A 14,682-nucleotide genomic window follows, 5' to 3' on the forward strand; every position below is an offset into this window, starting at 1 on the left:
ATCAGATGAATTCGATCTTGTTGACGACGTAATAACGGTCGCCCGACGGCACCGTCACCTCGACCTCTTCGTCCAGCTTGCGCCCGATCAACGCCCGGCCCAGCGGCGAGTTGTAGCTGATCCGCCCGGTCTTGGCGTCCGCCTCGGTCTGGCCGACGATCTGATACTTGACCGGCTTGTCGTCCTCATCGAGCAGCGTGACGGTCGCGCCGAACACGATCTTGTCGCCCGACAAGTCCTTCGGGTCGATGATCTGCGCGCGGCTCAGCTTGTCCTCGATATCGGCGATCGACGCCTCGACCTGACCCTGCCGCTCCTTCGCCGCATGATATTCGGCGTTTTCCGAGAGATCGCCGTGCGCCCGCGCTTCCTCGATCGCGTCGACGATCAGCGGCCGTTCCTCTTTCAGACGCCGCAGGTCCTGGGTGAGCTTGTCATAGCCCTCCTGGAGCATCGGCATCTTTTCGACGGTCGCCATAATCCTAGTCCCCAATTCCATAACGCATTCCCGGTACGGACCGCCATCCCCGAACGGGAGGGCGGTCCGCCAGCACATCATGTTCTCATGTCGGGATCAGTTGTGCGAACGCGAATAGTAGGATTGCAGGGGCCGTACTTCAAGACCACGGCTGCCCGCCGCCGCAATCGCCTTCGCCGCTTCGATGCTGGCGGGCGCCGTGGTGAAATAGGGAATCTTCTGCCCCAGCGCCGCCTGACGGATCGGTTTCGAGTCCTTCAGGCTCTGCCACCCCTCGGTCGTGTTGAAGATCAGGGTGATGCCGCCATCCTTGATCCGGTCGACGATATGGGGCCGTCCCTGTGCGACCTTGTTGATCTTCTCGACCGTGACACCGGCCCGGTCGAGATAATCGGCGGTGCCGTCGGTCGCGACGATCGCGAAGCCCGCCTCCGACAGCATCTTGGCGGCGGGGACGATATGCGGCTTGTCGCCGTCCTTGACGCTGATGAACACCGCGCCCTCGGTCGGCAGGACGGTGCCCGCGCCAAGCTGCGACTTGGCGAAGGCGGTGGTGAAGTCGGGGTCGATGCCCATGACCTCGCCCGTCGACTTCATTTCCGGCGACAGCACCGGATCGACGCCGGGGAAGCGCGCAAAGGGGAATACCGCTTCCTTGACCGCATAATAATCGATGTGGCGGTCGATCGGCGGCAGGTCGGCCAGCTTCTCGCCCGCCATGACGCGCGCGGCGATCTTGGCGATGGGGGTGCCAATCGCCTTGGCGACGAAGGGCACCGTGCGGCTGGCGCGGGGATTGACCTCGATCAGATAGACCTGACCGTCCTTCACCGCGAACTGGATGTTCATCAGGCCGCGCACGTTCAGGCCGCGCGCCAGCGCCTCGGTCTGACGCTCGATCTCGGCGATGATCTCCGCCGACAGGCTGTAGGGCGGCAGCGAGCAGGCCGAGTCGCCCGAATGGACGCCCGCTTCCTCGATATGCTGGAGCACACCCGCCACGACGACCTGGTCGCCGTCGCAGATCGCGTCCACGTCCACCTCGATGGCGTCGCGCAGATACTGGTCGATCAGAACGGGCGCGTCGCCCGACACCTGCACCGCCGTCTGGATATAATCCTCAAGCTGCTGCGGGCCGTCGACGATCTCCATGGCGCGGCCGCCCAACACGAAGCTGGGGCGCATCAGCACCGGATAGCCCACCCGCTCGGCGACGATCAGCGCCTCCTCGCGGCTGCGCGCGATGCCGTTCTTGGGCTGGAGCAGCTTGAGCTTGTCGACCAGAGCGGCGAACTGCTCGCGGTCCTCGGCCAGATCGATCGCGTCGGGGCTGGTGCCCAGGATCGGGATGCCAGCCGCTTCCAGCGCGCGGGCGAGGTTCAGCGGGGTCTGGCCGCCAAACTGCACGATCACGCCGACCAGTTCGCCGTTCGACTTCTCGACGTCGAGGATCGCCAGCACGTCCTCGGCGGTCAGCGGCTCGAAATAGAGACGGTCCGAGGTGTCATAGTCGGTGCTGACCGTTTCCGGGTTGCAGTTGACCATGATCGTCTCATAGCCCGCATCCGCCAGCGCGAAGCAGGCATGGCAGCAGCAATAGTCGAACTCGATCCCCTGCCCGATCCGGTTCGGACCGCCGCCCAGAATGACGATCTTCTTCCGATCGCTGGGCACCGCCTCGTCCTCCGGCTCACCGAAGGTCGGGGCTTCATAGGTCGAGTACATATACGGCGTCTTGGCGTCGAATTCGGCGGCGCAGGTGTCGATCCGCTTGAAGACCGGACGCACGCCCAGCTTCAGGCGATGCTCGCGCACCTCCTGCTCGGTGACGCCGCCGGTCATCATCTTGACGACTTCGTGGATCAGGCCCGAACCGCGCGCGATGCCGCGATCCATGCCGCGCAGATTCGCCGATTGCAGCGCCAGATAAGCGAGCCGCTTGTCGGAAAAGCCCATCGCCTTCAGGCGGCGCATACCGGCCGCGTCCTGCGGCAGGCCGTTCTCCATGACCTCATTCTCGGCCGCGACGATCTCGGCGATCCGCTCCAGGAACCAGGGATCATATTTCGCGATCGCATGGACCTCGGCGACGGTGAAGCCTTCGCGCAGCGCCTGCGCCGCAACCAGCAGCCGGTCGGGGGTCGCCTTGGCCAAGGCCGCCTCGATCTCGGCACGCGGCGCGCCCGCCAGATGCTCGACATTGTTGAAGCCGCTCAGGCCCGTCTCCAGGCCGCGCAGCGCCTTCTGCATCGATTCATGGATGTTGCGGCCGATCGCCATCACCTCGCCGACCGACTTCATCGCGGTCGACAGCACGGGCTCCGAGCCCTTGAACTTCTCGAAGGCGAAGCGCGGAATCTTGGTGACGACATAGTCGATCGTCGGTTCGAACGAGGCCGGGGTCGCGCCGGTGATGTCGTTCTCGATCTCGTCCAGCGTATAGCCGACCGCCAGCTTGGCCGCGACCTTGGCGATCGGGAAGCCGGTCGCCTTCGACGCCAGCGCCGAGGAACGCGACACGCGCGGGTTCATCTCGATGACGATCAGGCGGCCGTCCTTCGGGTTGACCGCGAACTGCACGTTCGAGCCGCCCGTCTCCACGCCGATCTCGCGCAGCACCGCCAGGCTGGCGTTGCGCATGATCTGATATTCCTTGTCGGTCAGGGTCAGCGCGGGCGCGACGGTGATCGAGTCGCCGGTGTGGACGCCCATCGGATCGATATTCTCGATCGAGCAGATGATGATGGAGTTGTCGTTGCGATCGCGCACGACCTCCATCTCATATTCCTTCCAACCGAGGAGCGATTCCTCGATCAGCACCTCGGTCGTCGGCGAGGCGTCGAGCCCGGCGCGGACGATCGCGATGAATTCCTCGCGGTTATACGCGACGCCGCCGCCGGTGCCGCCCAGCGTGAAGCTGGGGCGGATGATGGCGGGCAGGCCGACCTTCTCCAGCCCCTCCAGCGCCTCCGCTTCGGTGTGCGCGATGGCCGAGCGGGCGGATTCCAGCCCGATCTTCTCCATCGCCGCCTTGAACTTCTGGCGATCCTCGGCCTTGTCGATCGCCTCGGCATCGGCACCGATCATCTGGACGCCGAACTTCTCCAGCGTGCCGTCCTCGAACAGCGCCAGCGCGGTGTTCAACGCGGTCTGGCCGCCCATGGTCGGGAGGACCGCGTCGGGGCGCTCCTTCTCGATGATCTTGGCGACGACGGCGGGCGTGATCGGCTCGACATAGGTCGCGTCGGCCAACTCGGGATCGGTCATGATCGTCGCCGGGTTGGAATTGACCAGGACGATGCGATAGCCCTCTTCCTTCAGGGCCTTGATCGCCTGCGTGCCCGAATAGTCGAACTCGCACGCCTGACCGATGACGATGGGCCCCGCGCCGATGACGAGGATGGAGGAGATGTCGGTGCGTTTTGGCATGTTACCAATCAATTCCAAAAAAAGCTGCGATCATGGCGAGTAGCGCTAGCGCTGCCTTGCCTACTGCGGCTCCAGCAGCCTTATCACCTATCCACTTCAAACTTTTGCGAGCGAATGCCGCAATCTGTTCAGGCCGAACAAACTCACCCTTCAACGCAAGTTCAATCTGTTCTACCTCTTGAGCAGCCGCCTGCGCTTCCTCAGCTGTCAAATCGCCAAGGTCATTGCCCATCCGAATTTTGACTTTAAGGTCTTGGACGGTCGCCACCATCTCCTCAACTTGAGGATTGTTGTGGTCCAGGCGCACGATCCGATCAGACGCTGGTACTGAGCGAACTACAATCGTCCGCTCCTCGTCATATTTTTCGCGCTGATCTCGAATTTGCGAAAATACATTCTTGGGATCAATCAGGCCTTTTTCCACATATCGAATGCCATTCGGCGTGATGGATGAAGACCTAGACGTAGCGGTGGAATTGTACTTTACAAACGTACGCTCCTCAAGCTCTGTCAAAGCGGTAAGCAGGTACCCTTTGGTACATCCAGCACGCTCACAAAGCTGATCCGCAGTAATGAACTGAATTCCGTCCATTACAGTTGACATATATAATTCATAAAGCGCGACCTGTTGAAGCGCGTCAAACGAAAGCTGCTTCACTTAGCCCTCTCCAACGACCCCACGAACCGCTCGAACAGATAGAAGCTGTCCTGCGGCCCCGGCGAGGCTTCGGGGTGGTACTGGACCGAGAAGGCCGGGCGGTCGGTCAGTTCAAGCCCCGCATTCGACCCGTCGAACAGCGACACATGAGTCTCCCGCGCGTTCGCAGGCAGCGTCTCGCGCTCGACCGCGAAGCCGTGGTTCATGCTGGTGATCTCGACCAGACCGTCGGACAGGCGCTTGACCGGGTGGTTCGCGCCGCGATGCCCCTGGTGCATCTTGGTGGTCTTGGCGCCGACCGCCAGGCCCAGAAGCTGGTGGCCCAGGCAGATACCGAACAGCGGCTTGCCCGTGTCGAGCAGCTGGCGGATCACCGGCACCGCATATTCGCCGGTCGCCGCCGGATCGCCGGGGCCGTTGGACAGGAAGATGCCGTCCGGGTTCAGCGCCATCACATCCTCATAGGACGCGGTGGCGGGGACCACCGACACCTTCGCCCCGGCCTGAACCAGGTTGCGGAAGATGTTGTGCTTGCTGCCATAATCGATCGCGACGACGTGCGGGCGGTTCTCGCCCTCGGCCCCGGCATAGCCGAAGCCCAGCCGCCACAGGCCACCCTCGCGGGTTTCACCCCAGCCATAATGCAGCTCGGTCGACACGTCCTTGGCGAGGTCCATGCCCTCCAAGCCCGGCCAGGCCTTCGCCTTCTCCAGCAGCGCGGCGATGTCGAACTCGCCCGAAGCCGAATGCGCGATTACGCCGTTGGGCGCACCGGCGGCGCGGATGCGGCGGGTCAGCGCGCGGGTGTCGATGCCCGCCAGGCCGATGCGGTTGTGCCGCGCCATCCACCCGGCGAGATTTTCCATCGCGCGAAAATTGGACGGGGCGGTCGGATCCTCGCGGACGATCATGCCCAGCGCGTGCGGCGCGTCCGCCTCGATATCGTCGGGGTTCGCGCCGACATTGCCGATATGCGGGAAGGTGAAGGTGATGATCTGCCCGGCGAAGGACGGGTCGGTCATGATCTCCTGATAGCCGGTCATCGCGGTGTGGAAGCACACCTCTCCGACGGCATCACCCTCGACGCCGAAACCGCGCCCCCACAACACGTCTCCGTTCGCCAGAACGAGAACACCCGTGGCGCCTTCAGGCTTTTCGGGCATGGCGAATGGCTTGGCGTCGGCCATGATCGGCGGGCACTCCTGCTTAAAATGTCTGCAATGTCGCTAAGTGGCGTCCGCTAGACACCGGGGAGCCATCCGTCAACCGGTTCACGGAATTGCTTCGATCGGCTATCGTCCCCGCCTTTCAGACAAGACGGACGAAACATGATTCGCGACGACATCAAGGCCGCGCAGGTGGCCGCCATGAAGGCTGGCGACAAGGAAAGCCGCGCGGCGATCAGCCTGATCCAGGCCGCCATCAAGAACCGCGACATCGAACTCCGCACCGGGACCGCGCCCGCCGATGACGACATGGTCGTGATCGAAGTGCTGCAAAAAATGGTCAAGCAGCGCCGCGAATCGATCGCCATGTACGAACAGGGCGGCCGCCAGGAACTGGCCGATGCCGAAAAGGCCGAGGTCGCGGTGATCGAGCGCTTCCTGCCGCAGACGCTGACCGAGGACGAGACGAGGTCCGCGATCGAGGCGATCAAGGCGGAGATCGGCGCGTCGGGGATGAAGGATATGGGCCGGGTGATGGCGGAGTTGAAGGCGCGCCATGCGGCCGTGCTGGACATGAGCAAGGCGAGCGGGCTGGTGAAGGCTTCGCTGGCGTGATGTGACTGGGGGCGTGGGGCGGGTGGATCGGATTGATCGCGAGCGGAGTCCCCTCCCCCAACCCCTCCCGCCTGCGGGAGGGGAGCCCGTAACGCTCGGAGGCGAGGACTGCCCTCCACCACAAACGCATCCCCTCCCGCAGGCGGGAGGGGACCGAGGGGAGGGCCTGCGGCCTTTCCGCGAAAACCGCCCTACGAAGCGCGCTCGAGAACTCCGCCTGAACCCGACCGATGCGGAGCGAAGGTTATGGCGGGTGCTATCCCGCCGTCAGGTTTCAGGCGTCCGCTTCAACCGACAGGTCACTATAGGTCCGTACATCGCCGACTTCGCCGCCCGCTCCGAAAAGCTCGTCGTCGAAGTCGATGGCGGCTAGCACGGCGAGCGCGCCGCCTACGACGAAGCCCGGACCCGCTACCTCGAAGTACAGGGCTGGCGCGTCATCCGCTTCTGGAACAACGATGTTCTGGGCAACCTCGATGGCGTCGTCGCGACCATCGAGCGAACGCTCGCGGATAGGCCCTCCCCTCAATCCCCTCCCGCCTGCGGGAGGGGAAGCGCAAGCCGCGGTCGGACAGCCTGAACAACTCCCCTCCCGCAAGCGGGAGGGGCTGGGGGAGGGCTATCCCGGACCATCCACAACACCCTGACCCTTGCCAAAACACCCCTTTCCCGCTACACATTATAATCGCGCGGACGCCATGAGCCTGACCCCGCAATTCCTTGACGAGCTACGCGCTCGGACCAGTCTGTCGGCGCTGATCGGCAAGACGGTGAAGCTGCAAAAGGCTGGCCGGGAATATAAGGGCTGCTGCCCCTTCCATAACGAGAAGACGCCCAGCTTCTACGTCAACGACGACAAGGGCTTCTACCATTGTTTCGGCTGTTCGGCGCATGGCGATGCCATTCGCTGGATGACCGACCAGCGCGGCCTGCCCTTCATCGACGCGGTCAAGGAACTGGCGCAGGCGGCCGGGCTCGACATGCCCGCGCAGGACCGCCGCGCCGCGCAAAAGGCCGAGCGGGCCAAGGGCCTGCACGACGCGATGGCCGATGCCGCGTCGTGGTTTTCCGAACAACTGGGCGGGCTGTCGGGCGGTGACGCGCGCAACCTCCTCGAACGCCGCCGCGTCACGTCCGAGACGGCGCGCACCTTCGGCCTGGGCTTCGCGCCGGACAGCCGGGGCAAGCTGAAGGCCGCGCTGAAGGACTATGGCGATCCGGCGCTGATCGAGTGCGGGCTGCTCATCAAGGTCGATGGCAAGGACCCTTACGACCGGTTTCGCGGCCGGTTGATGATCCCGATCCGCGACGCGCGCGGGCGAGTGATCGCGTTCGGCGGCCGGATCATCGGCGAGGGCGAGCCCAAATACCTCAACTCGCCCGACACGCCCCTCTTCGACAAGGGGCGCACGCTCTACAATCTCGACCGCGCCGCGCCCGCCGTGCGCAAGTCCGGCCGCGTGCTGGTGGTCGAGGGCTATATGGACGTGATCGCGCTCGCCCAGGCCGGGATCGAGGAAGCGGTCGCGCCGCTCGGCACCGCGCTGACCGAGCATCAGCTTGAGCGGTTGTGGCGGATGGTCGATGTGCCGACGCTCTGCTTCGACGGCGACGCGGCGGGACAAAAGGCCGCGATCCGCGCCGCGCACCGGGCGCTGCCGCTGCTCCAGCCGGGTCGCAGCCTGTCCTTCGTCACCCTGCCCCAGGGCCAAGATCCCGACGATCTGGTCCAGGAAAAGGGCGCGGCGGGGTTCGAGGCGGTGCTGGCCCGCGCCACCCCGCTCAGCGACCTGCTCTGGCAGTCCGAGATCGCCCAGGCCCAGACCGACACGCCCGAGGGCCGCGCCGCGCTGAAACAGCGGCTGGAGGAACTGGCGCAGCAGATCCCGCACAAGGATCTGGCCTACGAATATAAGCGCGCGATGATGTCGCGCTATTTCGACATTTTCGGCATCCGTCGGGTCAATGCGGCGGCGGTGCATCAGGCGGTGGCCGAAGCCAATCGCCATGTCGGGCGCGGGGTCGAATACAGCCTGAAACGCGCGGTGCTGCTGGGGCTGATGCGCTATCCGCATGTATTGTGCCGGTACATGGACGAACTCAGCCGATTGGACATGGGCGACCGCTATCTCAACGCCTGGCGGCACCATCTGCTCGACGCGGCGGTCAGCGACCCGCATCTGTCGCGGAAGGACGCGGCCGAGGCGGAAAGCCTGATCGAACAGATCATGGCGACCACCGACGTCCACCCGATCGACGCGCGCGACTATACCCGCGACCTGGCGTTCAGCTTCTTCAGCAAGGCCAGCGATCCCGCCATCGCCGTGCGCGATCTGGAAAAGGTCATCGAGGTGATGCTGGAGGAAAGCGAGACGCGCACCAATCGCGAGCGCGCGGTGCAGGCGTTCCAGTCCGACATGACCGAGGATCGCTTCGCCGAGCAGACGCGGTGCCATGCGGCGCACGCGCAATCGCTGGACCAGCTCTATCGCTGGCTGGAGGCGGCCCGCGATCTGGCCGACAAGCAAGCCGGGGAGGCCGCTTGATACAGGCCACCCCGCGCCCCATATCCGGGGCATATTGGGCGCGTTGCGTCCACACTGGAAAATTACGCATGGCCCTCTCACCCGCTTGCATGATCGGCAAGCGGTGTGACAGAGGCCGGGCATTGAGACCCGAGGGCATTTGATGGCGAAGGCGAATATGGCGGCGGATACGACCGATACCACGGAAACGGGCGATGCGCCGCTGATCGACCTCAACGAAGCGTCGATCAAGAAGCTGATCGCGCGCGCCAAGAAGCGCGGCTACATCACCTACGACCAGTTGAACGAAGCGTTGCCGCAGGACCAGATGTCTTCGGATCAGCTCGAGGATATCATGGCCGCCCTCAACGAGATGGGCGTCAATATCGTCGAGAATGAGGAACAGGGCGAGGACGGCGAAACCGAGGAAGAGGCCGACGACGCCGAGACCACGGACGGCGACGCCGATGCCGGGCCTCAGCCTGAGGCGAAGAAGAAGGAAACCGTCGATCGCACCGACGATCCGGTCCGCATGTACCTGCGCGAGATGGGCGCGGTCGAACTGCTGTCGCGCGAGGGCGAAATCGCCATCGCCAAGCGGATCGAGGCGGGTCGCGACACCATGATCCTGGGGCTGTGCGAAAGCCCGATTACCTTCAACGCGATCATCGACTGGTCGACCGCGCTGAACGAAGGCACGATGCAGCTTCGCGAGATCCTGGATCTCGACGCCATGCTGTCCAAGGACGCCGGCCCGGAAAATCTGGGCGAGGAGGACGAGGACGACAATGGCGAGATCAGCGCCAAGAACGCCGGTCCGCAGTTCAAGGAAGAAGAAGAGCCCGAGGAACCCTCGGTCGATGACGAGGATGGCGAGGGCGGCGAACGCCGTGGCCCGCGCGCCGAGGACGAGGAAGAGGACAACACCCTCAGCCTCGCCCAGATGGAGGAGACGCTCAAGCCGCAGGCACTGGAGAAGTTCGCCAACATCACCTCGATCTACAAGAAATTCTCGAAGATCCAGCAGCAGCGCCTGGAGTCGATGGCGCTGGGCGGCGAACTGTCGGCGGCGGACGAGCGCAAGTACCACAAGCTGCGCGAAGAACTGACCGCCGAGGTCGAGAGCGTCCAGTTCCACAACGCCAAGATCGAATTCCTGGTCGATCAGCTTTACGCCTTCAACCGCCGCCTGACCGCCTTGGGCGGCCAGATGCTGCGCCTGGCGGAGCGGCACAAGGTCAACCGCAAGGACTTCCTCGACCGCTATCTGGGCCATGAACTGGACGAGAACTGGCTCGATACCGTGCGTGGGCTCGACAAGAAGTGGGGTAACTTCGCCTCCAACGAAGCCGCGACCGTCGACCGCATCCGCAGCGAGATCGCCGAGATTTCGCAGCAGACCGGCATGGCGCTGACCGAATTCCGCCGCATCGTGAACATGGTGCAGAAGGGCGAGCGCGAGGCGCGGATCGCCAAGAAGGAAATGGTCGAGGCGAACCTGCGCCTCGTCATCTCCATCGCCAAGAAATACACCAATCGCGGCCTGCAATTCCTGGATTTGATCCAGGAGGGCAATATCGGCCTGATGAAGGCGGTCGATAAGTTCGAATATCGCCGCGGCTACAAGTTCAGCACCTACGCCACCTGGTGGATTCGCCAGGCGATCACCCGCTCGATCGCGGACCAGGCGCGGACCATTCGTATCCCGGTCCATATGATCGAGACGATCAACAAGCTGGTCCGCACCAGCCGCCAGTTCCTGCACGAGCAGGGCCGCGAACCGACCCCGGAGGAGATGGCCGAGCGCCTCTCCATGCCGCTGGAGAAGGTGCGCAAGGTGATGAAGATCGCCAAGGAGCCGATCTCGCTCGAAACGCCGATCGGCGACGAGGAGGATTCGCATCTGGGCGACTTCATCGAGGACAAGAATGCGGTCATCCCGGTGGATGCGGCGATTCAGGCGAATTTGAAGGAAACGGTCACCCGCGTCCTGGCCTCGCTCACCCCGCGCGAGGAACGCGTGCTGCGTATGCGCTTCGGGATCGGGATGAACACCGACCACACGCTGGAAGAGGTCGGCCAGCAGTTCTCGGTGACGCGCGAACGTATCCGCCAGATCGAGGCCAAGGCGCTCCGCAAGCTGAAGCACCCCAGCCGCAGCCGCAAGATGCGCAGCTTCCTCGATCAATAAGATCGTAGCGAATGCTGATCGAAAAAGCCGCCGGTCGAAGGATCGGCGGCTTTTTCATTCCCGCGGCGGCGGGGGTTGGGGCGGCGGGTTTCAGTTGCCCTGACGACCCGACCGGATCGGCGGACATATCGAGACGGGAATGCGATCACGCGCCAGTCGCGGGCATAGCTCGGCATTCAAATCACTGCGCACTGCGATCAGTCGCGGTCGGAATTCGGCAATTTCCTTCTGGAACATATCCATCCCGAGCTTGACCCATTTGGCGACCTCGGGCCGCTGCGTCATCGCTTGCTTGAACGCCTGACGATCCTCGGCGGTCAGCGGTTCGCGATGATGGAATTGCCGGTAGCCGATGCCTGTCGCGAAAAAGGCAGTCAGCGTGGCGATCTCGGCATCGCTCAGGTTCGCGGCGTAATAGCGGACCAGATCATCATGCGCTCGCCGCACATTGCGCTGCCAGACCTTATCGAAGGCCGCGTCGAAGTCCCTGGCCGCTCTGGCCTGCTGCGGCGCAGGGAGCCCGGCGATCCCCCTGGCGAACTCCTCTTTGCCCATGGCCAGGAACGGCGCTTCCACACTTTTCGCGTCTCCTTGCGTAACCGGGGTGACGAGCACCGCCGCAGCCTGGAGACGCTCGGGCGTGATCGGTTGGTCACCCTGGTCAAAGGGCTGAGGGGGATGCGCTGCGACCGGCGCCGTGATGACGCAGACCGATAAGGCCAAGACCCGAAGCGACCGCATGTCCTGTCTCCCTAACCCATCCTTTGCTTCCATCCTCGGCCTTGCGCCGTATCCACGGCGTGTCGGGTCGGTGAATTCCCGGTCAGGCCGCCCCTCCACAATCGCCGTCGGAAAGGGTAATCGGACGCGCATGAAGTATGCGTTGCCCCTCCTCGCGCTGTTGACCGCAGCCGCGCCCGCCAATCAGAATGTCCCCCGCCCCGGCTATGTCCGGGTCCAGCTCAATACCTCGGAAGGCCCGATCGTCGTTGCGCTCGACACGCGTCATGCGCCCGCGACCAGCGCCAATTTCCTCGCCTATGTCGATGACGGGCGGTTCGACGGCACGGTCTTCTACCGTGCCGCACGCGACAAGCGGAACCCGAAACAGGGGTTCGTCCAGGGCGGCATTCGAACCGATGCACGCCGTATCCTGCCTCCCTTCCCGCTGGAGACCACGGCGCAGACGGGGATCAAGCATCTCGACGCCACCATCTCGATGGCGCGGGGCCAGTCGCCCAAATCGGCGGGCGGCAACTTCTTCATCACCGTCGGCCCGACCCCGGGCATGGACGCACGGCCGGGCTATCCGGGCTATGCCGCGTTCGGGCGGGTGGTCGCAGGTATGGAGACGGTCAAGAAGATCCTCGCCAAGCCATCGGGGGGCGGCATGGACGCGATGAAGGGGCAGATGATCCTCCAACCCGTCCGCCTGATCACCGCCAAACGCCTGGACGGCAAGCCCAAGCCGACCGGCGAACCCAAGGTGTGGTTGATCAATTTCGGGGGGTGAGGCCCCTCTTCCCCGCGTTCTGTCTGAGGGCATTCATCAGGCCACGCTTCAGCTCTTACCAAGCCCTGAGGCCAGTTCGTCCCTCGGCCTTCGACTTCCCTCAGGCTGAACGGGGATTGGGGATGAGCCCCTCCCCGGTCACACGCCTGCCAGTCCCCCTGCCCTCCGTTCGCACTGAGCGAAGTCGAAGTGCATGGGAAGACCACCGATGCTGCGCGCCATGATGCCGGATGCGGTTCGGGGCATATCCCAAAGAAAAGGGCGGCGGCACCGCCTGGTGCCACCGCCCCTTCCCTGTCGAACCGCCGGGGTCCGTAGCCCCGATTACTCGGCGGCTGCGGTGGCCTTGGCCGGACGCGGATCGCGACGCTCGGCGATACGCGCCGACTTGCCGGTGCGACCACGCAGATAATAGAGCTTCGCGCGACGCACGGCGCCCTTGCGGACGACATCGATCGAGTCGACGTTCGGCGAGTAGAGCGGGAAGACGCGCTCAACGCCCTCACCGAAGGAGATCTTGCGGACGGTGAAGGACGAGCCCATGCCCTTGTTCGAGCGGGCGATGCAGACGCCCTCATAGAACTGGACGCGGGTACGCTCGCCTTCGACGACCTTCACACCGACCTTCAGCGTGTCGCCGGGGCGGAATTCCGGGATCTTCTTCGTCTCGTTGAACTTGGCGATCTGCTCAGCTTCGATCTGCTGGATCACGTTCATGACACTATTCCTCAATCGTCGCCGCGCGCCAGAGGGCGACCGACCCGAACGCCCTCATGACGTTCCCAAAGGTCCGGCCGCCTTGACCGTGTATCCTCGCAAGCCCGGGCATGACGCCAGGCCGCGATTTTCGCATGATCCCCCGATCGCAGCACTTCAGGGATCATGCGCCCTTCCCACTCAGCGGGTCGGGTATATTGCGGATATTCGAGAAGGCCGCTTTCGAAGCTTTCCTCGACTCCACTGGAAGCCGCGCCCATTACGCCGGGAAGCAGCCGAACGCAAGCGTCGAGCAGCACCAGCGCCCCCATCTCGCCGCCCGACAGGATATAGTCGCCAATCGACACCTGTTCGATGCCGCGCGCCTCGAACAGCCGCTCGTCGAATCCCTCGAACCGACCGCACAGCACGGTGACGCCTGGCCCCGCCGCCAGTTCGCGGACGCGCGGCTGGGTCAGGGGGCGCCCACGCGGCGTCATCGCCAGAACGGGCCGGTCGTCGGCGACCGAATCCACCGCCGCCGCCAGCACATCGGCGCGCAGCACCATGCCCGCCCCGCCCCCTGCGGGTGTGTCGTCGACCGAGCGATGCTTGTCGGTGGCGAAGTCCCGGATCTGCACCGTCTCCAGCGCCCAGCGATCCTCGCGCAGCGCCCGCCCCGCCAGCGAAGCGCCAAGCGGTCCGGGAAACATCTCCGGGTAGAGCGTCAATATCGTCGCGCGGAAGGTCACAGCGTCCAGTTCTCGATGGTCAGGCCGGGGATGTCGGCAAAGTCGGCTTCGTTATTCGTCACAAGTGTTAGTCCGGTGGCCACGGCGTGTGCTCCAATCAGCCGATCGAACCGCCCCCGCCTGAACGGAATCACCGCATAGGCGGACGCCGCACGTTGGTCGAACGGCAATATGGGGATGCGTTCGAAGAGCCGATCGAACGCATCGATCGCATCTCCGCTATGGTTCCCTAGTCCCCGCATGATCTCGGCGTAGGTAATCGCCGAGGCAACCGCGCTGCCTGGCTCACAGCTCGAGAGCCGCTGCGCCACGCGGCCGGTCGCATCGCGCAAGACATAGATACAGATATTGGAATCGAGCAGATAGCGCGGTTCACTCACGACCCAGCAGCTTTCCATCCCAGTCCAGCACGCGGGGCTCCATTTCGAAGTCCTCACGCTCGATCGGCTTCAACCACGGCATCGAACCCGCGATGCCCGTCAGGTCGATCGTCTTGCGGGGCGCCTGGACCGGCTCGAACACATAACGCCCCTGCTCTTCCCGCAGGGTCATCTCCGTCCCCTCGGTCAACCCCAGCGCGGCGGGCAGGCGCAATGCGAGCGAATTGCCCGAGCGGAAGACCTTCGCCTGATAATCCTTGCCCATATCGCCTCCGTATA

Annotated in this window: 12 protein-coding genes and 2 pseudogenes; 5 read left to right on the forward strand and 9 right to left on the reverse strand. The window is 64.3% G+C overall.

The genetic code is table 11. The features are described from left to right. Nucleotide 1: 1 nt before the first annotated feature. From greA to carA, 4 genes are all read right to left on the reverse strand, one after another. The gene (greA, locus tag SM191_RS04050) at nucleotides 2-478 is read right to left on the reverse strand and encodes a transcription elongation factor GreA (RefSeq protein WP_306999662.1); all 477 of its coding nucleotides are present in this window, start codon (nucleotides 476-478) and stop codon (nucleotides 2-4) included. Between the two features lie 96 nt (nucleotides 479-574). Then, nucleotides 575-3,907: a carbamoyl-phosphate synthase large subunit gene (carB, locus tag SM191_RS04055; protein ID WP_341505098.1), complete on the reverse strand. Its 3,333-nt coding sequence runs from the start codon at nucleotides 3,905-3,907 to the stop codon at nucleotides 575-577. 1 nt (nucleotide 3,908) lies between these two features. Further along, complete coding sequence (locus SM191_RS04060) at nucleotides 3,909-4,565, reverse strand: hypothetical protein (RefSeq protein WP_341505099.1); 657 nt, start codon at nucleotides 4,563-4,565, stop codon at nucleotides 3,909-3,911. After that, nucleotides 4,562-5,752 (reverse strand): glutamine-hydrolyzing carbamoyl-phosphate synthase small subunit, encoded by a 1,191-nt coding sequence (carA, locus tag SM191_RS04065; RefSeq protein WP_341505100.1) that lies wholly within the window; start codon nucleotides 5,750-5,752, stop codon nucleotides 4,562-4,564. Before carA ends, SM191_RS04060 begins: the two co-directional genes overlap by 4 nt. Before the next feature lie 141 nt (nucleotides 5,753-5,893). On the opposite strand from carA, the gene SM191_RS04070 reads away from it, so the two are divergent. The 4 genes and pseudogenes from SM191_RS04070 to rpoD all read left to right on the forward strand — a co-directional run bounded on the left by SM191_RS04070 (nucleotide 5,894) and on the right by rpoD (nucleotide 11,062). Next, nucleotides 5,894-6,346, forward strand: coding sequence for a GatB/YqeY domain-containing protein (locus SM191_RS04070; RefSeq protein ID WP_341505101.1), 453 nt, complete (start codon nucleotides 5,894-5,896; stop codon nucleotides 6,344-6,346). A 253-nt stretch (nucleotides 6,347-6,599) separates the two neighbouring features. Next, nucleotides 6,600-6,926: pseudogene (locus tag SM191_RS04075) on the forward strand (endonuclease domain-containing protein). A gap of 118 nt (nucleotides 6,927-7,044) precedes the next feature. Next, on the forward strand, nucleotides 7,045-8,892 hold the full coding sequence (dnaG, locus tag SM191_RS04080; RefSeq protein WP_341505102.1) for a DNA primase: 1,848 nt from the start codon (nucleotides 7,045-7,047) through the stop codon (nucleotides 8,890-8,892). A 142-nt stretch (nucleotides 8,893-9,034) separates the two neighbouring features. Continuing rightward, nucleotides 9,035-11,062: an RNA polymerase sigma factor RpoD gene (rpoD, locus tag SM191_RS04085; protein ID WP_341505103.1), complete on the forward strand. Its 2,028-nt coding sequence runs from the start codon at nucleotides 9,035-9,037 to the stop codon at nucleotides 11,060-11,062. A 90-nt stretch (nucleotides 11,063-11,152) separates the two neighbouring features. On the opposite strand, the gene SM191_RS04090 is transcribed toward rpoD, so the two are convergent. Next, nucleotides 11,153-11,803 (reverse strand): hypothetical protein, encoded by a 651-nt coding sequence (locus SM191_RS04090; protein WP_306999654.1) that lies wholly within the window; start codon nucleotides 11,801-11,803, stop codon nucleotides 11,153-11,155. A gap of 130 nt (nucleotides 11,804-11,933) precedes the next feature. On the opposite strand from SM191_RS04090, the gene SM191_RS04095 reads away from it, so the two are divergent. After that, on the forward strand, nucleotides 11,934-12,575 hold the full coding sequence (locus SM191_RS04095; protein WP_341505104.1) for a peptidylprolyl isomerase: 642 nt from the start codon (nucleotides 11,934-11,936) through the stop codon (nucleotides 12,573-12,575). 324 nt (nucleotides 12,576-12,899) lie between these two features. Here the strand turns inward: SM191_RS04095 and rplS are convergent, their stop codons facing one another. The 4 genes and pseudogenes from rplS to SM191_RS04115 form a co-directional block, all read right to left on the reverse strand. Beyond that, nucleotides 12,900-13,292, reverse strand: a complete 393-nt coding sequence (gene rplS, locus SM191_RS04100; protein WP_341505194.1) for a 50S ribosomal protein L19 — start codon at nucleotides 13,290-13,292, stop codon at nucleotides 12,900-12,902. A 15-nt stretch (nucleotides 13,293-13,307) separates the two neighbouring features. Further along, nucleotides 13,308-14,023 (reverse strand): annotated as a pseudogene (gene trmD, locus SM191_RS04105) (tRNA (guanosine(37)-N1)-methyltransferase TrmD); the annotation flags it as partial. Then, nucleotides 14,020-14,403, reverse strand: coding sequence for a type II toxin-antitoxin system VapC family toxin (locus SM191_RS04110; protein ID WP_306999652.1), 384 nt, complete (start codon nucleotides 14,401-14,403; stop codon nucleotides 14,020-14,022). The gene SM191_RS04110 and the pseudogene trmD, both read right to left, overlap by 4 nt. Continuing rightward, a complete protein-coding gene (locus SM191_RS04115) occupies nucleotides 14,396-14,668 on the reverse strand; it encodes an AbrB/MazE/SpoVT family DNA-binding domain-containing protein (RefSeq protein ID WP_306999651.1) in 273 nt (90 codons plus the stop codon). The genes SM191_RS04110 and SM191_RS04115 overlap by 8 nt, the downstream gene beginning before the upstream one ends. Nucleotides 14,669-14,682 lie beyond the last annotated feature (14 nt).

It is taken from the genome of Sphingomonas sp. 2378, assembly GCF_038084995.1.
Lineage (GTDB): Bacteria > Pseudomonadota > Alphaproteobacteria > Sphingomonadales > Sphingomonadaceae > Sphingomonas.